The 19,372-nt window shown below is 70.8% G+C and carries 17 protein-coding genes; 6 read left to right on the top strand and 11 right to left on the bottom strand.

The window, feature by feature from the left end; translation table 11 throughout:
• Window positions 1-55: 55 nt before the first annotated feature.
• The gene (gene rpoD, locus HEP73_RS03055) at window positions 56-1,915 is read right to left on the bottom strand and encodes an RNA polymerase sigma factor RpoD (RefSeq protein WP_185815134.1); all 1,860 of its coding nucleotides are present in this window, start codon (window positions 1,913-1,915) and stop codon (window positions 56-58) included.
• A 111-nt stretch (window positions 1,916-2,026) separates the two neighbouring features.
• On the bottom strand, window positions 2,027-2,467 hold the full coding sequence (gene dtd, locus HEP73_RS03050; protein WP_185822073.1) for a D-aminoacyl-tRNA deacylase: 441 nt from the start codon (window positions 2,465-2,467) through the stop codon (window positions 2,027-2,029).
• A 194-nt stretch (window positions 2,468-2,661) separates the two neighbouring features.
• On the opposite strand from dtd, the gene HEP73_RS03045 reads away from it, so the two are divergent.
• A complete protein-coding gene (locus tag HEP73_RS03045; protein ID WP_185822072.1) occupies window positions 2,662-3,576 on the top strand; it encodes a lauroyl acyltransferase in 915 nt (304 codons plus the stop codon).
• A 22-nt stretch (window positions 3,577-3,598) separates the two neighbouring features.
• On the opposite strand, the gene HEP73_RS03040 is transcribed toward HEP73_RS03045, so the two are convergent.
• Window positions 3,599-4,120, bottom strand: coding sequence for a GNAT family N-acetyltransferase (locus HEP73_RS03040; protein WP_185822071.1), 522 nt, complete (start codon window positions 4,118-4,120; stop codon window positions 3,599-3,601).
• Window positions 4,121-4,430: 310 nt separating this feature from the next.
• On the opposite strand from HEP73_RS03040, the gene ribA reads away from it, so the two are divergent.
• The 3 genes from ribA (at window position 4,431) to HEP73_RS03025 (ending at window position 7,799) form a co-directional block, all read left to right on the top strand.
• On the top strand, window positions 4,431-5,555 hold the full coding sequence (ribA, locus tag HEP73_RS03035; RefSeq protein ID WP_185822070.1) for a GTP cyclohydrolase II RibA: 1,125 nt from the start codon (window positions 4,431-4,433) through the stop codon (window positions 5,553-5,555).
• A 184-nt stretch (window positions 5,556-5,739) separates the two neighbouring features.
• Window positions 5,740-6,288: a PH domain-containing protein gene (locus HEP73_RS03030; protein ID WP_185822069.1), complete on the top strand. Its 549-nt coding sequence runs from the start codon at window positions 5,740-5,742 to the stop codon at window positions 6,286-6,288.
• Window positions 6,285-7,799: a PH domain-containing protein gene (locus HEP73_RS03025; protein WP_185822068.1), complete on the top strand. Its 1,515-nt coding sequence runs from the start codon at window positions 6,285-6,287 to the stop codon at window positions 7,797-7,799. The genes HEP73_RS03030 and HEP73_RS03025 overlap by 4 nt, the downstream gene beginning before the upstream one ends.
• Window positions 7,800-7,830: 31 nt before the next feature.
• On the opposite strand, the gene HEP73_RS03020 is transcribed toward HEP73_RS03025, so the two are convergent.
• The 8 genes from HEP73_RS03020 to def form a co-directional block, all read right to left on the bottom strand.
• Window positions 7,831-8,865 carry a CDP-glycerol glycerophosphotransferase family protein gene (locus HEP73_RS03020; RefSeq protein ID WP_185815127.1) on the bottom strand — a complete coding sequence of 345 codons (1,035 nt, stop codon included), beginning with the start codon at window positions 8,863-8,865 and terminating at the stop codon, window positions 7,831-7,833.
• A complete protein-coding gene (locus tag HEP73_RS03015; protein WP_185815126.1) occupies window positions 8,865-9,698 on the bottom strand; it encodes a glycosyltransferase family 2 protein in 834 nt (277 codons plus the stop codon). The genes HEP73_RS03020 and HEP73_RS03015 overlap by 1 nt, the downstream gene beginning before the upstream one ends.
• 79 nt (window positions 9,699-9,777) lie before the next feature.
• The gene (locus tag HEP73_RS03010) at window positions 9,778-10,986 is read right to left on the bottom strand and encodes an O-antigen ligase family protein (RefSeq protein ID WP_255423756.1); all 1,209 of its coding nucleotides are present in this window, start codon (window positions 10,984-10,986) and stop codon (window positions 9,778-9,780) included.
• 139 nt (window positions 10,987-11,125) lie between these two features.
• Complete coding sequence (locus HEP73_RS03005; RefSeq protein WP_185822066.1) at window positions 11,126-12,163, bottom strand: glycosyltransferase; 1,038 nt, start codon at window positions 12,161-12,163, stop codon at window positions 11,126-11,128.
• A 58-nt stretch (window positions 12,164-12,221) separates the two neighbouring features.
• Window positions 12,222-13,937 carry an ArnT family glycosyltransferase gene (locus HEP73_RS03000; RefSeq protein ID WP_185822065.1) on the bottom strand — a complete coding sequence of 572 codons (1,716 nt, stop codon included), beginning with the start codon at window positions 13,935-13,937 and terminating at the stop codon, window positions 12,222-12,224.
• A 25-nt stretch (window positions 13,938-13,962) separates the two neighbouring features.
• Complete coding sequence (gene rsmB, locus HEP73_RS02995) at window positions 13,963-15,294, bottom strand: 16S rRNA (cytosine(967)-C(5))-methyltransferase RsmB (RefSeq protein WP_185822064.1); 1,332 nt, start codon at window positions 15,292-15,294, stop codon at window positions 13,963-13,965.
• A 16-nt stretch (window positions 15,295-15,310) separates the two neighbouring features.
• Window positions 15,311-16,234, bottom strand: a complete 924-nt coding sequence (fmt, locus tag HEP73_RS02990) for a methionyl-tRNA formyltransferase (RefSeq protein ID WP_185822063.1) — start codon at window positions 16,232-16,234, stop codon at window positions 15,311-15,313.
• A 107-nt stretch (window positions 16,235-16,341) separates the two neighbouring features.
• Complete coding sequence (gene def / locus HEP73_RS02985; RefSeq protein WP_185815120.1) at window positions 16,342-16,854, bottom strand: peptide deformylase; 513 nt, start codon at window positions 16,852-16,854, stop codon at window positions 16,342-16,344.
• Window positions 16,855-16,991: 137 nt separating this feature from the next.
• Here def and HEP73_RS02980 point away from each other — a divergent pair, with 137 nt between their 5' ends.
• Together HEP73_RS02980 and dprA are read left to right on the top strand one after the other, a co-directional pair.
• Entirely contained in the window at window positions 16,992-18,128 is a 1,137-nt protein-coding gene (locus HEP73_RS02980; RefSeq protein ID WP_185815119.1) for a LysM peptidoglycan-binding domain-containing protein, read from the top strand.
• An 82-nt stretch (window positions 18,129-18,210) separates the two neighbouring features.
• Window positions 18,211-19,362: a DNA-processing protein DprA gene (dprA, locus tag HEP73_RS02975; RefSeq protein WP_185822062.1), complete on the top strand. Its 1,152-nt coding sequence runs from the start codon at window positions 18,211-18,213 to the stop codon at window positions 19,360-19,362.
• Window positions 19,363-19,372: the final 10 nt, after the last annotated feature.

Genomic DNA, 19,372 nt, shown 5'->3' with positions numbered 1-19,372 from the left:
CACAAAAAAGCCCCGCACATGGCGGGGCTTTTTCGTTGCCGCGAACCGCGCTCGATCAGTCGATGTCGAGGAAGCTGCGCAGCTGCTCGGAGCGGCTCGGATGACGCAGCTTGCGCAACGCCTTGGCCTCTATCTGGCGGATGCGCTCGCGGGTGACATCGAACTGCTTGCCGACTTCCTCGAGGGTGTGGTCGGTGTTCATGTCGATGCCGAAGCGCATGCGCAGCACCTTGGCCTCGCGCGGGGTCAGCCCGGCGAGCACGTCGCGCACGGTCTCGGACAGGTTGATGTTGGTGGTGTTCTCGATCGGGGACTCCACGTTGGTGTCCTCGATGAAGTCGCCCAGATGCGAATCCTCGTCGTCGCCGATCGGGGTTTCCATCGAGATCGGCTCCTTGGCGATCTTCATCACCTTGCGGATCTTGTCCTCCGGCATGTCCATTTCCTTGGCCAGCTCCTCCGGCGTGGCCTCGCGGCCGTACTGCTGGAGCATCTGCCGGGAAATGCGGTTCAACTTGTTGATCGTCTCGATCATGTGCACCGGGATACGGATGGTGCGCGCCTGATCGGCGATCGAACGGGTGATGGCCTGGCGGATCCACCAGGTCGCATACGTGGAGAACTTGTAGCCGCGACGGTATTCGAACTTGTCCACCGCCTTCATCAGGCCGATGTTGCCTTCCTGGATCAGGTCGAGGAACTGCAGGCCGCGGTTGGTGTACTTCTTGGCGATCGAGATCACCAGGCGCAGGTTGGCCTCGACCATTTCCTTCTTGGCCTTGCGCGCCTTGGCTTCGCCATAGGCCATCGCGCGGCTGATTTCCTTCAGCTCGGTCAGGCTCAGGTAGGTCGCCTGCTCCACCGCCACGGTGGCTTCCTGCTCGGCGACGATCTGGTCCTTGACGTCGCGCAGCGCCGAGGACCACTTCTGCTTGCGCTTCAGTGCGTCGTCGACCCAGGCCACGTTGGTCTGGTTGCCTTCCCAGGAACGGATGAAATCCTTGCGCGGCATCCGCGCCACGTGCGTGGCCAGGTGCAGCACGCGACGCTCGTGGTCCTTGACCTGGGCCATGGTGTCGCGCAGCTTGCGCACCAGCACGTCGGTCAGCGGCAGCGGCAGCTTCAGGGTGACGAACACCTCGGCGATGTCGGTGCGCAGCTTGGTGACCAGCTTGTGCTCGGCGCCGTTCTTGGCGTGCGCCTTCTTGAACTTGGCGTATTCGGTGGCCAGCACCTCCATGCGCCGCGCGACCTCGGCCGGATCCGGACCGGTCGGGCCGGCCTCTTCCTCGGCGGCTTCGACTTCCTCGTCGTCGTCGTCGGCATCGGCATCGGCGGCATCGTCGTCGCTGGCGACCACCGCCGGCGGCGCCGGCTCTTCCTCGATCAGGTCGTTGAAGCCGACCACGATCTCGGCCAGGCGCTTCTTGCCTTCCTTGTGCTGTTCGTAGTCCTCGAGCAGCGTCTCCACCGCCAGCGGGAACGCGCCCAGCGCGGCCTGGACCTGGCTGAGGCCTTCCTCGATGCGCTTGGCGATGGCGATTTCGCCTTCGCGGGTCAGCAGCTCGACCGTGCCCATCTCGCGCATGTACATGCGCACCGGGTCGGTGGTACGGCCACCTTCGGTGTCGAGCGCGGTCAGCGCCGCGGCGGCTTCTTCGGCCGCGGTGTCGTCGACTTCGCGGTTACCGGTGTTGCCGTCGTTGAGCAGCAGGGTCTCGGCGTCGGGGGCGACTTCATGGACGTCGATGCCCATGCCGTTGATCATGCTGATGATGTCTTCGATCTGCTCCGGATCGACCAAGTCGTCGGGCAGATGGTCATTGACTTCGGCGTAGGTCAGATAGCCCTGTTCCAGGCCCTTGCTGATCAGTAGCTTGATGTCGGATTGCTGGGCAGGACGTTCGTTGGCCATGAGTGCTCGCGCCACCGGCAGGTAGATGAATGAGTGAACCTAGCATTATAACAGCCCGGACCGCCGCTTGCCGGACAAGGAGCTGAATCGCTCCGCCAGGAGCGCCCCGACCTAGGGCCGAAGCAGGAAAGTGACCGGGCCGTCGTTGACCAGGCTGACGATCATATGGGCACCGAAGCGCCCGCTTTCCACCCCTGGCGCGTGCCGCTCCCGGCAGATTTCCAGCAATCGGTTGAAGCCGCGTTCAGCCTCAAGCGGCGGTGCCGCGGTGGTGAAGCTCGGTCGCATTCCGGAACCGGTATCGGCGGCCAGGGTGAACTGGCTGACCAGCAGCAAGCCGCCTTCGGTGTCGCGCAGCGAGCGGTTCATGCGCCCACTGGCGTCGGCGAACACGCGGTAGCCCAACAGGCGCTCGGCCATGCGCTGGAACGTGGCCTCGGTATCGCCCGGCTCCACCGCCACCAGCGCCAGCAGGCCGGGGCCGATGCGACCGACCACCGCATCGTCGACGCGGACTTCGGCTTGGCTGACGCGCTGGATCAGGGAGAGCATGGGCGGGGACTCGGGACTCGGGACTCGGGAGCATCCGGGTTCGGCGGGACGCTGTCATCCCGTCGGCATCATGGCCGAGTCACCGCGCTCGGCGAAAGTCGCGATGGCCCGCAAGCGGACCGATTCGTGATGCCGATCGGGTCATAGGGATGCATTCGACCTGGCACGGCCGGCGCAGCGGATAAACTGGCGCGATGAAACCCGCAACGCTCGCAACCGTTCTGTATCGCTGCGCCGCCGCCGTGGCGCGCCTGCCCTGGCCGTGGCTGCGGCGCCTGGCCGACGGCCTGGCCTGGCTGTGGCTGCGCAAGGACGCGCGCGAAAGCCGCGTCACCCGCCGCAACCTGGAACTGGCCTACCCGGAGCTGCTGCCGAGCGAGCGCATCGCGCTGCACCGCGACGTGCTGCGCTCCACCGCGCGGCAGGCCTTCGAGACCCTGGTGCTGTGGACCCGGCCGCCGGCGCAGAACCTGGCGCGGCTGCGCCAGCGCCACGGCCAGGAGCTGTACGACGCCGCGCTGGCGTCGGGCCGCGGGGTGATCGTGGCCGCGCCGCACTTCGGCAACTGGGAACTGCTCAACCAGTGGCTGGCCTCGCGCGGCGACATCGCCATCGTCTACCGCGCGCCGGCCTCCGATGTCGGCGACGCCTTCCTGCAACTGGTGCGCAGCGGCGACAACGTGCGCCAGGTGCGCGCCGAGGGTCCGGCGGTGCGGCAGCTGTTCAAGGTGCTTAAGGACGGCGGCGCGGTCGGCATTCTTCCCGACCAGCAACCCAAGGCCGGCGACGGCGTGTTCGCGCCGTTCTTCGGCGTGCCGGCGCTGACCATGACCCTGGTCAACCGGCTGGCCGAACGCACCGGCGCGATCGTGCTGTTCGCGTGGTGCGAGCGGGTCGGCAACGACCTGGAATTCGCGCTGCAGGTGCAGCCGGCGCCGGAGGCGATCGCCGACCCGGACCCGCTGCGCGCCGCGACCGCGCTGAACGAAGGCGTGGAACGGGTGGCGCGCCGCGACCCGGCGCAGTACCAGTGGACCTACAAGCGCTACACGCTGCGTCCGGATCCGGCCGAAGCCAACCCCTACGCCACGGCCAGGCACCCGCACTAGCGGCGCGCATCCCGCGCAGCGGCTAGTCGTCGTGCGGGTCCGCCGGTGTGGCGAGGATGCGCTGGTAGAAGGCCAGGTCCAGCCAGCGCCCGAACTTGAAACCGGCCTCGCGCACGGTGCCGGCGTGCACGAAGCCCAGTTGCTCGTGCAGCGCGATGCTGCCGCTGTTGCTGGCGTCGATACCGCCCACCAGCACGTGCACGCCGCGCGCCTGCGCCGCCTCGACCAGCGCCAGCAGCAGGCGCCGCCCCAGGCCCTTGCCGCGATGGTCGCGGTGCACGTAGACCGAATGCTCGACGCTGTACTTGAACGCCGGCCAGGCGCGGAACGTGCCGTAACTGGCGAAGCCGAGCAAGGTGCCGTCCGCGTCCTCGACCCCGATCACCGGAAAGCCGCCGGCGCGCTTGGCCGCAAACCAGCCGGCCATGCTCTCCGGCGGGCGCGGCCGGTAGTCGTACAGGGCGGTGGAACGGACGATGGCCTCGTTGAAGATCTCCAGGATCGCGCCGGCATGGCGCTGTTCGGTGCATTCGACGAGGTGCATGCGTAGGTCCTGGGGAACGGGTCCGGCGTAGTAGAAATCAATCGACCGCGCTTGAACATGCCCGTCCCGCCTGCCGGGCGGCCGCGACCACGATTTCGTGAGTGACCGCGCGCCGGCCGACGGTTGCGTGCGAGGCATGCCGGCGCGGCGCACAGTGCGTTCCATCCCGCGCATGCTGGCGGCACGGCCAAACCACGCGACAATGGCGCACCGAAACAGCCGCCGCACCCGCCCACACGCGGCGCTTGCCGGGCGCAGCGCCGCCGGCACGCCTTGAAGCGGCGCCGGAGATCCCCATTTGGAGTCGTGCATGACCAGCCCCGCCCCCACCTCCGTGCACGCCTTCGGCGATCCCGCCGCGATCCGCAGCGAGCGCGCGGCCTCGGAGCTGCGTGCCGGCCGGCCGGTGGTCATCGAGGGCCGCCACGGCCAGGCGCGCGCGGTGCTGGCGCTGGATAGCAGCACCGCGCAGTCCTACCTCAGCTTCGCCCAGGCGGCGGCGCAGCGGCATTACCTGTTCCTGACCCCGACTCGCGCGCAGGTGCTGGGCCTGGCCGCGCCGCAGGGCGCGCGCATCGCCCTGGCCGGCCAGTCCTACGACGCGCTGGCGGCGCTGGCCTACCTGCGCGACGGCACGCTGCCGGCGCATTGGCTGCCGGGCGATGCGCTGGATGCCGGCGCGGTGGAGATCGCGCGCCTGGGCCTGCTGCTGCCGGCGATGATCGCGGTAGACCTGGGCGCGGACAGCAGCGCCTTCCAGGGCTGCCAGTCGCTGCAGCTGGACGATCTGGAACACGGTTGCGCGACCACCACCGCCGGCAGCTACGAACTGGTGACCCGCACCCAGGTGCCGCTGCGCGATCTCGGCAGCAGCGAATTCGTGGTGTTCCGCGGCGGCGTGGCGCAGCGCGACCAGGTCGCGATCGTGATCGGCCAGCCCGACCTGTCGGCGCCGGTACCGGTGCGGGTGCACTCCTCCTGCCTCACCGGCGACCTGTTCGGCTCGCTGAAGTGCGACTGCGGCGACCAACTGCGGCATGGCCTGGCCAAGCTCAAGGAACTCGGCGGCGGCGTGCTGCTGTACCTGGACCAGGAAGGCCGCGGCACCGGCATCGCCACCAAGATGCGCGCCTACGGCTACCAGCACGACGGACTGGACACCATCGACGCCGATGCGCAGCTGGGGTTCGGCGCCGACGAGCGCCGCTACGGCGGCGCGGTGGCGATGCTGCGCGGGCTCGGCATCCAGCGGGTGCGCCTGCTGACCAACAACCCCTCCAAGGCCGAGCGCCTGCGCGCGGCCGGCATCGAGGTGGTCGAACGCATCCCGATCACCGGCGCGATCACCGCCGAGAACGAGGGCTATCTGCGCACCAAGGCCGCCCGTGCCGGCCATGCGCTGGATGTGGACGCGCTGATCCACGCCGCACGCTGAGCCGCGACGGCGCAGCACCGGCAACGACGACAGCGGCGCAGGCCGAACGGCGAGGCGCGCTGCGGAGAGGGGCTCCAGACAACTCGCGCCCGCGCGCGAAACACGCCAGGTGCCGCCCGCGTTACGATCGGGGACCTACGCGGCGCGCGTGCGCAGTGCCCGCCCATCGCTTCGAGAGCCCACCGTGACCGCACCACCGTCCCTGGACCCCTCTGCTGCCGCGCTTGGCGCCGACCCTCAGGCCGCCATCGCGTTCGCGCCTGCGGACGACTGGCTGCCGCTGCCGCTGCGCGGCGCCTGGCTGGCCGCGCTCGGCGGCGGCTGCGTCCTTGGCCTGTGCGTGCTGATCGGCGCGGCCATCTTCGGTTTCTCGCTGCACAGCCGCCAGGCCTTGCTCATCGGTGCCGGCGCCGCGGCGCTCGGCGTGCTGTTCGGCGCCTGCATCGGCTTCGTGCGCCATCGCCGGATCCGTTGGCGGCTGAACGCGCAGGGCCTGGACCTGCACCGCGGGCGGTTGTGGCAGAGCGAAGTGCACGTTCCGATGTCGCGCGTGCAGCATCTGGACCTGCGCCGCGGCCCGCTGGAGCGCGCCGCGCGCCTGGCCACCCTGGTGGTGCACACCGCCGGCACCCGGCACAACGCGGTCGCCGTGCCCGGCCTGGACCAGGCCGACGCCGAGCGCCTGCGCGAACGCCTGGCGCACCAGCTCGACCACGACGACGACGCGCTGTGAGCGCCGCCCTGGACGCCGAGGACACCGCGGTCCGGCGCCTGCACCCGTGGTCGTGGCTGTTCGTGCTGCTGCAGCACCTGCGGCATTTCCTGCTGCCGCTGCTGGCCCTGCTGGTGTTCGGCGGACGCGACGGCCGCAACGACCATGTCGACCAGCTGATGATGCTGCTGGTGGGCAGCGCGCTGATCGCGGTGTCGCTGCTGCGCTACCTCACCTACCAGTACCGCATCGGCCGCGACAGCCTGAGCATCCGCAGCGGCTGGCTGGAACGCAGCCTGCGCGAGATCCCGTTCGCGCGCATCCACAACGTGGTCGTACACCAGTCGCTGCTGCATCGGCTGTTCGGCGTGGCCGAAGTGCGGCTGGAATCGGCCGGCGGGACCAAGCCGGAAGCGCAGATGCGGGTGCTGCGGCTGGACCAGGCGCTGGCACTGGAGCGGCAGATCCGCCACCGCGCGCATGCCGCCGAGACCGCGCCCGCGGCGGCGGACGCAGCGCCGGCCAGCGACGTGCTGCTGGCGCTGCCCAGCTCGGAAGTGCTGCGCCAAGGGCTGATCTCCAACCGCGGCATGGTGGTGGTGATCACCGCGTTCGGCGCCACCTATCACCTGTTCCCCGAGCGCATGGTCTCCAATGCGATCGAGCATTACGGGCGGCAGTTGTTCGGCTACGCCAGCCACCTGCAACTGGGCTGGATGGCCGGCGCGATCAGCGTGGCGCTGATGCTGGCGACGCTGTTGTTGGTCATGCGTGTGCTGTCGATGGCGCTGGCGCTGCTGCAGTACCACGGCTTCCGGCTCAGCGAGAGCGAGCGCCGGCTGACCGTTGAGCGCGGCCTACTGACCCGGCTGCGCAGCAGCGTGGCGCGGCGCCGGATCCAGGCCTGGACCCTGCACGAGGGCTTGCTGCAACGCCTGCTGCAGCGGCGCAGCCTGCACATCGACACCGCGGTGATGGATGGACACGGCGAGGAGGGCCGCGCGCTGAAGGAACTGGCGCCGCTGGCGACTCCGGCCGCCTGCGATGCGCTGCTGCACCGGCTGCTGCCACAGATCGCCTGGCCGCCGCCGCAATGGCACGGGATCGCCACGCGCTGCTGGTGGCGGCTATGCCTGCCGGCGCTGTGCCTGGTACCGCTGCTGTGCGCCGGCCTGTGGCGGCCGTTCGGCGCCTGGGCCGCGCTGTCGCTGCTGTGGCTGCCGTGGTCGGCGTTCAAGGCCTGGCGCCAGGCACAACGCATGGGCTATGCGCTGGACGCGCGCTACGTGGCAGTGCGCGGCGGCTGGTGGACGCGCTGGTGGCGGTTGGCCGAGATCGACAAGCTGCAGACGCTGCAGCTGACCCGCTCGCCGCTGGACCGCTATTGCGGCACCGCCACCCTGTGGCTGGATACCGCCGGCGCCCGCCATGGCGAGCCGCCGTTGCGAGTGCGCCTGGTGCCCGAGGCAGAAGCGCAGGCGCTGTATCTGCAACTGAGTCACGCGTTGGCAAAGCGCCGGCTGCGCTGGTAGCGGCAAGCGCCGCGCCCAGCCACGCGATGGCTCAACGCGCGCCGCGGCCCCAGTAGCCGATGCGTCGGCGGATCTTCAGCTTGCGCCAGAAATTCCACGGCTTGCGTTTGGGATTGCGCGCGCCCTCGGCGACGAAGTCGTCGATCGCGCGCAGCACGCGCTCGCTGGACTGTCCATCGCGGTAGGGATGCAGGCCGTCGGCGAAGTCGCGGATCGCCGCCATCAGCTCCGGCGGCCGCGCCAGCGCACGACGGATGGCCGGCTCGAACTGCGCCGGGTCGTCGATGTCGATCAGTTGCGGGCCCGGGCGCCGGTTCTTGAACGTTACCACTGGCTTGTAGGTGAGCAGGAATTCGTTGAGCGCCGAGGAGGTGTCCGAGCACATCAGGTCCACCTGCGGGAACAGCTCCAGGATGTTGTCGTTGTCGGCGAAGCGCAGGTACTCGTTCTCGAGCGCGCGGTAGCGCGCCACCATCTCCGGGTCCATCTTCGGATGGAAGGTCACGATCCAGCGCCACTCGCCACTGCGCGACAGCCGCTTGACCTCGTCGTAGAGGATGCCGGCCGCGCTCCACGACGGCGAGAACGTGGAGTGGTACAGGATCACCGGCGGTTGCCGCACCGGCGCCAGCTCGGCGCCGATCTCGCGCATGAACGGGTCGATCTTGGGGAAGCCGGTTTCCTTCACCGCGAAGTGGCCAAGCCTGCGCGCCAGCGCGCCGAACGCGGCGGTGTCGCGCGGGCCGGTGGTGCAGTACAGGTCGAAGAAACCGCGCACATAGATGTGCCGCGGCTTGCCGGCGTCGAAGCCGTGGAAGGTCTCGACCTTCACTCCGGGGAAGAAGTGCGGCACCGCGTTGCTGGAGGTGATCACCGCGTACGGATTCCACGCCAGCACCTCTTCGACCGTGGCCAGGTGGCGCTCGTCGGCGCTCAGATCGGCGGCGCCGGGGCCGTCGAAGAACCACGCCGCCTCGTCGCCGCGCGCGCGGATCGCGGCCTGCAGCGGACGCAATATCGCCAGCGCATAGCGTTCGGATCCGTACAGCAGATAGTGCTTGCTCATCAATGCTCCAGATCGTGCCGTTGCAGCTGCGCCCGTGCCTGCTCCACCGAGGCCGGGTTGACCTGCATCTCGTAGTAGCGCATGCGCTTGTACAGCGCGTAGCTGGCCGCGGTCTGCGCCACCACGAAGCCGCGCCAGCCATCGAGCACCGCCAGGCGCAGCAGGTAATCCTTGAGGAAGGCGCCGGCGAACACGAACGGGCTCTGCCACATTCTCACCGGCTTGCGCTTGTCGCGCCAGCCGAGCGCCTTCAGTTCGGCGTAGCGCAGCACCTTGAGCTGCTTGTGCACCAGGGTCGGGTTGTGCAGGTGGTTGAACGGCGGCGCGAACTCGGCGCTGGCGCCGTCGAAACGCAGCGATTCGTGCACCCGCGCATCGCTCCAGCGCGCGCGGCCGCGGTGATACAGCCGCGCCAGGCGCTCGCCGACCATCGGCCGGTACCAGCGCATCGGCGCGCCCATGTACCAGGTGCTGCGGCGCAGCCACACCGCGTCCAGCCGGTCCTCGGCCAGGAGTTGCGGCAGCCGTGCCAGGCATTCGGCGCGCAGCGCGTCGGACAGGAATTCGTCCGCGTCCAGCACCAGGATCCAGTCGTGCGCGGCCTGGGTGGAAGCGAAGTTGCGTTGCGCGCCGAAGCCGAGCCAGGCCTGCTCGACCACACGCGCGCCGTGCGCGCGGGCGATCTCTGCGGTGGCGTCGGTGCTGCCGCAGTCCACCACCAACTTGTCGGCGGCGAACGGCACGCTGTCCAGGCAGCGCGCGATGTTGGCCGCTTCGTTGTAGGTCATCACCACCAGGCTGAGCGGCAAGGTGGTCGCGGCGGCGTCGGCCATGGCGCTCGGTATCCGGGGCAGCGGTGCACCCTGCGGTCGTGGCGCGCTCGGCGCCGCTCGGCGGTGCGGGATCGGCAGTCTACCGGCTTCCGGCAGCGCCTTCAGCGGCGCCGGCGCGCGCCCGCGGCGCCTGCGCATCGCAGGCCGCCAGCCCGATCAGCACGCCGACCAGGGATACGTAGAAGCCGGTGGTGACCTGATGCGCGAACATCGACTGGGTCATGCCGCACAGGATGTAGCCGGCCACCACCATGATTCCGGCCGCGGCCGGGCCATGAAACTCGCGATGCGGCCGCCGCCGGTACAGGCGCAGAAGCAGCCACAGCGGCACGCCGTAGACCAGCAGGATCAGCACAGTGCCGGGCAGGCCCTGGGTCGCGCTCCATTCGGCCAGGTCGTTGTGCGCATGGCCCAGATGGCAGCGCTCCACCCAGGTCTTGCTGCGGCAATCTGGCAGGCGCAGCATCGCATTGTCGAAGCGGCCCACGCCGACCCCGACCAGCGGATGCTCGACGAAGGTCGCCGCCGCCACCTGCAGCCGTTCGATGCGCGCCCCGGCCGAGGAATCGCTGTCGCCGCGCTCGTAGCGCTGCACGTCATGATGCAGTTCGGCCAGGCGGGTCTGCCGGGTCAGCGCAGGCACGCTCAGCACCAGGGTCGCCGCCAGCACGGTGAGCACGCCCAGGATCACCAGCCGCGCGCGGCCGCTGCGCCAGCGCGAGCACAGGGCGATGACCACCAGCAGCAACAGTACGCCCAACCAGACGCCGCGGCTGCCGCTGAGCAGGATGGTCGCGCAGCCGGCGACGATCGCGACGACGGTCCACGGCAAGCGCCCATGCGGCCGGCAGAACACCGCCACCATCATCAGCACCAGCACCACGTCGGCGAGCACGATCGCGTTGGTCCAGCCCTCGGCACGCGGCTGGCCCTGCAGCACCTGCACGACCGCCAGCACCAGGGTGGCGAAGATGCCCAGCAGCGCGCCCCACCACAGCAACTGCTGCGGCGGACGCAGCGCGTAGACCCACAGCGCGGTCCAGGGCAGCACCAGAAAGCGGGTGCGGTTGTCGATGTCCTTCAGCGCCTGGCCGAAGTACAGGAGAGAGAACACCGACAGCACGATCACCAGCAGCGCCAGCACGGTCAGCCAGCGCAGTGAGGGCTGCAGCCCGGACGCCGCACGGCGCAGGCGCTCCAGCGCCAGCAGGCTGCTCGCCAACAGCAGCAGACCGAACGGCAGCAACCCGCCGGGGATGCTGACCACCAGCGCCGGCAGGCACAGCATGCCCAGCGCGGCGCCCCACTCGGCCACAGTGTGGCGATGGGAGGAACGCGGCCAGCGGCGGGGCTGCGCGGGGCGGGGCTTCGGTCATCTGGGAGATCGGACGGAAAGACGATGGGGGGCGATGATCCAAGTGCGATCCCTAACCCGACCTGACCTGTACGCGGCCGGTCCCGGCCGGCGCCGACGTGGCCGGCGGCGGCGCATCGCCGAGCAGATCGGCCACCACCGCCTGCAGGCGCTCGCCGAACTCATGCTGGCGCGATTCGAAGAACGTGCGCGCGGCAGTGCCCAGCGCATCGCATTGCATCGGCGCCAGGGCCAGCGCCTGCGCCATCGCCCGCTCGATGCCGGCCGCATCGATCCGGTAGCGCACGCCGAAATTGTCCTCGCGCTCGCCGACCGGTTCGATCAGCACGCCGCGCTCGGCGGTCACCAGTTCGTTCATCGGCGCGCCGTTGGTCGTGATCACCACCGCACCGACGCTCAACGCTTCCATGATGTAGTGGCCGAAGCCCTCGACCTCGGACGGGCACAGGTGGAAGCGATGCGCGTTCTGCAGCCGGCGCAGCTCGTGCTGGTCCAGGTAGCCGGTCAGGTAGTCGATGTTCTCGGCATCGATCGGGCGCGATTTCTTCGCGCTCTGCACCACCGTCAGCCGCGGCCATTCCGGGTGCCGTGCCCAGGTCTGCAGCAGCACCGCGGTGCCCTTGGCCGAGCTGCGCCCGGCCACGTGCAGGCAGGCGCGCTCGCGCGGCACCTCCGGGCGATAGCAGTCGTCGCTGCAGAAACCGATGAAGGTGGTCGCCGGACCCTGCGCGGAAAAAAGCTGCTCCGCCTGCCAGGTCTTGCACAAGACCCGCTGGAAACGCGGCAGCCAGCGCAGCCACTTGCGGCGGAACCACTCCGGATTGGGCACCAGCACGTTGCGCCGGCCGGCGCCCAGGCAGCGCGGATAGACCCGTTCCAGGAAAATCTGCAGGTCGGCGCGGCCGCGCAGCAGGCTGCGCAGGGCCAGGCGCAGTTCGCGCAGGTGGTTGGCGAAACGCACGGTGCCGAAGCCGAGCACCTCCACCCGATAGCGGCCGCTGCTGCGCAGCGCCTCGGCGACCACCTGCAGGTCGCGGCTCAGGCCACCGCCGTTGTCGCGGCTGATGACCCGGATCAGGCGCATCGGCATGCCACACCTCCCGTCCGCACGGCGCCGAGATCGAGACCGGAGCGGGCGCGGCCGCGACTCACTCGAAGCGGTCCTTGTCCTGCTCGCGCAAGCGGTCGCGGTCGCCGGTGGTGACCGTGCATCGGCCGTGCACGGCGGCGGCCGGCACCAGCCACCAGTCGCGGCGGTTGGACACCCCGGCCAGGGTGCTGGCGCGGCGATCGACGCAGCCGAGCATCGCCGCCTCCTGCACCAGCAGCCAACGCCGCTGCGGCGCCTGCGCCTGCCAGGCCACGCCGCGGCGCAACTGCTCGTCCCACGGCACCACGAAACCGAAGGTGGTCGCGGCGCGGTCGGCCATCAGCAGGTTCTGTTCCTTCCAGGCCACCAGGCCCAGTTCCGCGTCCGGCCCGATGCGGCGGCCGGCCGCCTCCATCACTCCGCGTGCGGAGCTGGACGTGTTGATCAGCGGATACACCAGCAGCCCCACCAGCACCCACAGCATGCTCAGCGTGGACACCATCGCCAGTTCCGGACGCCGCCGCGCGAACACCGCCAGGCTGGCCACGCCCCACAGGCCAAGCGCCAACAGGATCCAGGCCAGCGCCTGCACGGTCTGCAGATCGACGCCGCGCTGCTCCATCATCTGCGCGCGGAACCCATGCCCGGCCAGGATCGCTGCGCCGACGCCGCCCAGCGCCACGGTCAGCACCACGGTGAACGCCAGCAGCAGCCGCTTGACCCCGGTCTTGCGCAGCAGCCCCGGGATCAGCGGCGCCATCGCCAGGCACAGCATCGGCAGCGCCGGCAGGATGTAGACGTCGCGCTTGCCGGTGGGAATCGAAAAGAACAGCACGATCAGCGCCCACCACGCCAGCGGCAGCAGGTAGCGCGGATCGCGCCGGCGCAGGCGCCGCGCCCAGGCCGGGATCGCCCACGGCAAGGCCAGCAGCAGCGGCAGCCACATGCTCGGCATCACCCCGAAGAAGTAGAACGGCCCGTGTGGGTGGTCCCAGGACCTGGCGTAGCGCCCAGCGGTCTGCCGGAACAGGATGTCGTCGAGGTAGGCGCGGTATTCGGGCTGGTGCGCCGACAGCGCCGTGGTCACCATCGGTACCAGCCAGATCGACACCGCGCCCAGGAATGCCAGCGGCCCCAGCCAGAAGCGCGGATTGCGCGCACCGATCCTGACCCCGCGCCACTGCGCCAGCGATGCCGCCGCGGCCGGCAGCAGCATCAGCAGCGCCAGCGCGCCCACGCCCTTGGTGATGGTGCCCAGGCCGGCGGCGAACCAGCCCAGCGCCCACATTCGCCAATCGGGTCCGCGCAGCAGGTGGCGCAACAGGCCGTAGTTGGCCAGGGTGATGTAGAACACCACCAGCGGATCGATCTGCGCCTTCTTCGCCTGGTAGGTGAAGTGGAACGCGAACAGCAGCGCATACGCTGCATACATGCCGACCCGGCGCGTCCACAGGCGCCGGCCCAGATCGTAGACGCAGGCCAGCGTGCCCAGCCCGGCCAGCAGCGACGGCAGCAGGAACGCCACCCGCCAGTTGCCGAACACGGTGTAGAACGACGCCTGCAGCCACATCAGCATCGGCGGCTTGTCCGAGTACAGCTCGGTGCCGCGGTGCGGGAACAGCCAGTTGCCGCTGTCCACCATCTGCTTGGCGACCAGCGCGAAGCGCGGTTCGTCGGCCGGGTGCGGATCGCGCAGGCCCAGGCCGGCGCCGAGCACCAGCAGCGCGAGCAGGGCCAGCAACCAGAATTCTCGGGACGCGCGGGTCTTCAGCATGGGGCAGGATGATACCGGGGTGGGTTCACGCCGTCTTGCGCAGCCGCGCATAGAAGAACCCGTCGCGGTCCTGCTCGCCGGGCAGGCGCTGGCGGCCGCCGCCGGACGCATGGCCGCAGGCCGCGCCGGGATCCTCGGCCGCGGCATCGGCGGTCCGCGCCATGAACGCCTGCAGCTGGCGTTCGTTCTCGTCCTTGAGCAGCGAACAGGTCGCGTAGACCAGCACCCCGCCCGGACGCAGCACCTGCCAGCCGGCGTCCAGCAGCCGCGCCTGCAGCGCCTGCAGCGCGACCACGTCCTCGCGCCGCCGGTGCAGCAGCACGTCGAGCTGGCGGCGCACGATGCCGGTGGCCGAGCACGGCGCGTCGAGCAGCACCGCATCGAACGCCTCGCCGTCCCACCAGCTGTCCGGCTGCGCCGCATCGGCCGCCTGCAGCAGCGCCTGCGCGCCGGCACCGGTGCGCTCGAAGGTCTCGCGCACCCGCGCCAGGCGCCGCGCGTCCACGTCCAGCGCGGTCAGGCGCAGCGTCGGATCGCGTTCGAGCAGGTGCGCGGACTTGCCGCCAGGCGCGGCGCAGGCATCGAGCACGCGCGCGCCCGGCGCCGGCGCCAGCACGTCGGCGACCTGTTGCGCCGAGCCGTCCTGCACCGAGACCCAGCCCTCGGCAAAGCCGGGCAAGGCGCTCATCGCCACCGACTCGGCCAGGCGGATCGCATCGGCCAAGTCCGGCACCGCCTGTGCGCCGATGCCGGCGTCGGCCAGCCGCTGCAGATAGGCGTCGCGCGTGCTGCGCTGGCGGTTCACCCGCAGCCACAACGGCGCCGCCTGCTGGCTGGCGACGAAGATCGCCTCGGCCTGTTGCGGCCAGTCGGCGTGCAGCGCATCGCGCAACCAGAGCGGCCAGCCGGCATCGGCGGCCACCGCCGGCAACCCGTCGCGCAGCGCGCGGCGCAGCAGGGCGTTGACCATGCCGGCCTGGCGCGGCCGGTCCAGCGCGCGCGCCGCTTCCACCGTCGCCGACAGCGCCGCGTGCGGCGCCAGGCCGAGCACGTCGAGCTGGGCGAAGCCGGCCATCAGCAGCGTGCGCAGCTCGGCGTCGCGTTGCGGCAGCTGCTTCTGCATCCACAGCCGCAACGCCGCCTCGTAGGCCGGGCGCCGGCGCAGCACGGCGAAACAGATCGCCTCGACCAGGGCGCGGTCGCGCGGATCGGGCAGCGCCGGCAGCGCGGTGGCCAGTTCGGCCTTCAGCGAACGGCCGCGGTCGATCACCGCGCTCAGCACGCGGGCGGCGGCGACGCGCGGCGCGACGCCCGGCGACGGCGCGGCGGCAGGCGGCGCGGCAGGCGTCTGCGTCATGGGCGGTCGCGCCGGTTCAGGCCAGCACCGGCAGGTCGCGCCGGGCGTTGAGGTAGTCGGCGGCGGTGATCGCCTTGCCGCCTTCGCGCTGCAGCACGCGCAGGCGCAACGCGCCCTGGCCGCAGGCGATGTCGATGCCTTGCTTGGAGGCGGCCAGCACCGTCCCCGGCGGCTGCGCATGCGCCAGTTCCAGCGCGACCGCGCCGTGGATGCGCACGCGCTCGCCGGCCAGCACCGCTTCGGTGATCGGCCACGGATTGAACGCGCGCACCCGCAGCGCCAGCTGCGCCGCCGGCTGCTGCCAGTCCAGCCGCGCCTGCGCCTTGTCCAGCTTGTGCGCGTAGGTGACGCCGGCGTCCGGCTGCGGCTGCGACACCGGGCGGATGCCGGCGCGCAGCAGGCCCAGGCCGTCGGCCAGCACCTGCGCGCCGAGCGCGGCCAGCCGGTCGTGCAGTTGCCCGCCGGTCTCGCTGTCGCCGATCGGGGTGCGCTGGGACATCAGCACCGGGCCGGTGTCCAGGCCCGCTTCCATCTGCATCAGGCACACCCCGGTCTCGCTGTCGCCGGCCTCGATCGCGCGCTGGATCGGCGCGGCGCCGCGCCAGCGCGGCAGCAGCGAGGCGTGCACGTTCCAGCAGCCATGGGTCGGGATCGCCAGCACCGCCTTGGGCAGGATCAGGCCGTAGGCCACCACCACCATCAGGTCCGGCTGCAGCGCGCGCAGGGTCTGCAGCGCTTCCGGCGAGCGCAGGGTGTCCGGCTGCAGCACCGGAATGCCGCGCGCGACCGCCTCCAGCTTCACCGGCGACGGGGTCAGCCCGCGGCCACGCCCGGCGGGCCGGTCCGGCTGGGTGTAGACCGCGACCACTTCATGGCGCTGCGCGGCCGCGCGCAACGACGGCACGGCGAAGTCCGGCGTACCGGCGAAGACGATTTTCATTGGGCGGGGATTCGGGAGTGGGGATTAGAGATTCGCAACGGCGGGGTTCGGCGACCGGCAGGGAATCCGACTCGCACTTACGAATCCCGAATCCCGAATCCCGGCCTTCAAGCCACGTGCTTGCGCGCCTTGGCCAGCTTCTTGCGCACCATCTCGCGCTTGAGCGGGGAGAGGTAGTCGACGAACAGCTTGCCGTCCAGGTGGTCCATCTCGTGCTGCACGCAGACCGCGAGCACGCCGTCGGCGGACAGTTCCTGCGGCTGGCCGTGGCGGTCCAGGTAGCGCACGACGATGGCGTCGGCGCGGGTCACGTCGGCATAGATGCCGGGCACCGACAGGCAGCCTTCCTGGTACACCTGCTCGCCGTCGCGCTGCACGATCTGCGGGTTGATGAACACCTGCGGGGCGTTCTTCTCCTCGCTGACGTCGATGACCATGAAGCGCTTGTGCACGTCCACCTGGCTCGCGGCCAGGCCGATGCCGGGGGCCTCGTACATGGTCTCGAACATGTCGTCGAGCAGGCGCTGGAACGCCGGCGCGGTCACTTCGGCAGGGTCGACCGGCACCGCCTTGGTGCGCAGGCGGGGATCGGGGAATTCGAGGATGGGAAGCAGGGCCATAGCGGTACCCAGTTGGGGGCGCCGGATAATTCGGCAAGACATGACAATTCTACCCCGTTCTGGCGGCAACGCTTGCGCCGCGCCCAGGGTTCTGGACTATAGTGCGCGGACCTGTTGGGGAATCAGGCTCCGCACTCATGTTCAATCGACTCCGTACGGTCGTCGCCGTGGCGATGCTTACCGTGGCGACCTATGCCGCTTCCGCGAGCATGGCTGCCGAACACCCTGACACCTACGTGGTGCGCAAGGGCGACACGCTGTGGGACATCGCCGGGCGTTTCCTCGGCAAGCCGTGGCTGTGGCCGGAAATCTGGCAGGCCAACCCGCAGGTGCAGAACCCGCATCTGATCTACCCCGGCGACGTGCTCAGCCTGGCCTACCTGGACCGCGTGGCCCGCGCCACGGTCAAGCAGGGTCCGCGCCAGGACGCGCCGATCGACGCGATCCCGCTGTCCGACGTCGAGCCGTTCCTGAAGAACCTGCGCGTGGCCGACAGCATCGACGAGCTGCCCTACGTGGTGGGCTTCGAGGACAACCGGCTGCGCGCCACCATCGGCCAGGTGGTCTACGCGACCGGGCTCAGTGAGGCGCAGGTCGGGCAGCGCTACGCGGTGGTGCGGCCGACCGTGCGCTACGAACTGCCCAGGCTCAGCGACGACCTGAACAACGAGGGCCGCAGCACCCCGGGCACCGGCAACCTGTGGCAGACCTTCGTGGCGCCGGACAACAAGCGCCGCGAAACGCTGGGCTACGAACTGGCCCAGGTCAATATCGGCACCGTCACCCGCGTTTCCGCCGACGACAGCCAGGCCACCACCCTGCTGCTGCAGGACAGCGCCCGCGAAGTGCGCGCCGGCGACCGCCTGATCGCGGTCCAGGCGCAGCCCTACGACCTGCAGTTCGTGCCGCATCCGCCCTCGGCGCAGGCGCTCGAGGCCGGGCTGCGGGTGCTGGCGGTGGCCGACGCGTTCAGCGCCGCCGGCCCGCGCGACGTGATCGCGATCTCCGGCGGCAGCCGCGAGGGCATCGACAACGGCACCGTGGTGTCGCTGTGGCGTCACGGCACCCGGGTCAACGACCGCGTGCATCGCCCGAACACCTCGCGCGCCGACGACGGCTTCACCGGCGGCCGCGGCTCGGTGGCCTTGCCCGACGAATACGCCGCGCACGCGATGGTGTTCCGCACCTTCGACAAGGTCAGCTACGCGCTGGTGATGGACGGGGTCAAGCCGACCCGGATCGGCTACGACGTGAAGCACCCGGACGCGCGCTGACCCGCGCACGCGGGCAAGTCCTACATCCGCAACAGACGGCGCCCTAGGGCGCCGTCTGCGTTTGCGGCCTAGCCTGGGGCCCATGTCCGCCCTACCCGACCACACACTTTCCACCCCCGACCCCGCATTGCTGGCGCTGTCGCTGGCCGGCGGCGCCAGCGCCCCACGCAGGCGCCTGCTCGAGCGACACGGCAGTCCTGCCGCCGCGCTGGCCGCCGGCGCGGCCGCGTGGCAGGCGGCGGGACTGGATCCGGCGCAGATCACGGCACTGCGCCAGCCCGACCGCGCCGCAATGGATGCCGCGCTGGCCTGGCTGGCGCAGCCGCGCCGGCACCTGCTCGGCTGCCACGACCCCGACTACCCGGCGCTGCTGCTGCGCAGCCCCAACCCGCCGCTGGCGCTGTACCTGGACGGCGACCCGGCGGCGCTCTGGCATCCGGCCGTGGCGGTGGTCGGCAGCCGCGCGCCCAGCGCAGGCGGCCGCGACAATGCGTATCGCTTCGCCCTGGCGCTGGCCACGTCCGGGCTGGCGGTGACCAGCGGCATGGCCGCCGGGGTCGATGCCGCCGCGCACGCGGCGGCGCTGGCGCGCGAGGACGGACTGACCGTGGCGGTGGTCGGCACCGGCGCGGACCTGGCCTACCCGCGCCAGCATGCCGCCCTGCGCGAGCGCATCGCCGCGCGCGGCGCGGTGGTCAGCGAGCATCCGCCCGGCACCCCGGCGCGGCCCAGCCACTTCCCCGCCCGCAACCGGATCATCGCCGGGCTGACCCTGGCCACCCTGGTGATCGAGGCCGCCACCCGCTCCGGCGCGCTGATCACCGCACGCCTGGCCGCCGAGGCCGGGCGCGAGGTGTTCGCGCTGCCCGGCTCGATCCACAACCCGCTGGCGCGCGGCTGCCACCGCCTGATCCGCGACGGCGCCGGGCTGGTCGAGAGCGCCGAGGAAGTGCTGGCCGGGGTCGCGCCGCTGGCCGCGGAACTGGCCGATGCCTTGCGTGGGCGCCTGTGCGCCCCCACTGAGAAGATCGCCGACGACCCCGGCGCCACGCCGTCCTTTCCCGATCCCGACTACCAGCGCTTGTGGCAGGCGCTGGGCCACGACCCTACCTGTATGGATTCAGTGATCGCCCGCACCGGATTGACGGCCGCGGCGGCCTCCTCCATGCTGCTGGCCATGGAACTGGATGGCTACGTGGCGGTCGAACGAGGTCGTTACACCCGCAAACCCTAGTTTCTTCACC

The organism is Xanthomonas sp. GW, from assembly GCF_014236815.1.
GTDB lineage: Bacteria > Pseudomonadota > Gammaproteobacteria > Xanthomonadales > Xanthomonadaceae > Xanthomonas_A.
This window is presented reverse-complemented; position numbering and strand designations above follow the sequence as displayed.

What these genes read in the sequence shown, in the direction of transcription:
- dprA (WP_185822062.1), top strand. Translation starts at nt 18,211, where the DNA reads ATGTCCGCCCTACCCGACCACACACTTTCCACCCCCGACCCCGCATTG.
- HEP73_RS02980 (WP_185815119.1), top strand. Translation starts at nt 16,992, where the DNA reads ATGTTCAATCGACTCCGTACGGTCGTCGCCGTGGCGATGCTTACCGTG.
- rsmB (WP_185822064.1), bottom strand. Translation starts at nt 15,294, where the DNA reads ATGACGCAGACGCCTGCCGCGCCGCCTGCCGCCGCGCCGTCGCCGGGC.
- HEP73_RS03045 (WP_185822072.1), top strand. Translation starts at nt 2,662, where the DNA reads ATGAAACCCGCAACGCTCGCAACCGTTCTGTATCGCTGCGCCGCCGCC.
- HEP73_RS03005 (WP_185822066.1), bottom strand. Translation starts at nt 12,163, where the DNA reads ATGCCGATGCGCCTGATCCGGGTCATCAGCCGCGACAACGGCGGTGGC.
- HEP73_RS03010 (WP_255423756.1), bottom strand. Translation starts at nt 10,986, where the DNA reads ATGCTGTGCCTGCCGGCGCTGGTGGTCAGCATCCCCGGCGGGTTGCTG.
- HEP73_RS03020 (WP_185815127.1), bottom strand. Translation starts at nt 8,865, where the DNA reads ATGAGCAAGCACTATCTGCTGTACGGATCCGAACGCTATGCGCTGGCG.
- HEP73_RS03040 (WP_185822071.1), bottom strand. Translation starts at nt 4,120, where the DNA reads ATGCACCTCGTCGAATGCACCGAACAGCGCCATGCCGGCGCGATCCTG.
- fmt (WP_185822063.1), bottom strand. Translation starts at nt 16,234, where the DNA reads ATGAAAATCGTCTTCGCCGGTACGCCGGACTTCGCCGTGCCGTCGTTG.
- HEP73_RS03015 (WP_185815126.1), bottom strand. Translation starts at nt 9,698, where the DNA reads ATGGCCGACGCCGCCGCGACCACCTTGCCGCTCAGCCTGGTGGTGATG.
- dtd (WP_185822073.1), bottom strand. Translation starts at nt 2,467, where the DNA reads ATGCTCTCCCTGATCCAGCGCGTCAGCCAAGCCGAAGTCCGCGTCGAC.
- ribA (WP_185822070.1), top strand. Translation starts at nt 4,431, where the DNA reads ATGACCAGCCCCGCCCCCACCTCCGTGCACGCCTTCGGCGATCCCGCC.
- rpoD (WP_185815134.1), bottom strand. Translation starts at nt 1,915, where the DNA reads ATGGCCAACGAACGTCCTGCCCAGCAATCCGACATCAAGCTACTGATC.
- def (WP_185815120.1), bottom strand. Translation starts at nt 16,854, where the DNA reads ATGGCCCTGCTTCCCATCCTCGAATTCCCCGATCCCCGCCTGCGCACC.
- HEP73_RS03000 (WP_185822065.1), bottom strand. Translation starts at nt 13,937, where the DNA reads ATGCTGAAGACCCGCGCGTCCCGAGAATTCTGGTTGCTGGCCCTGCTC.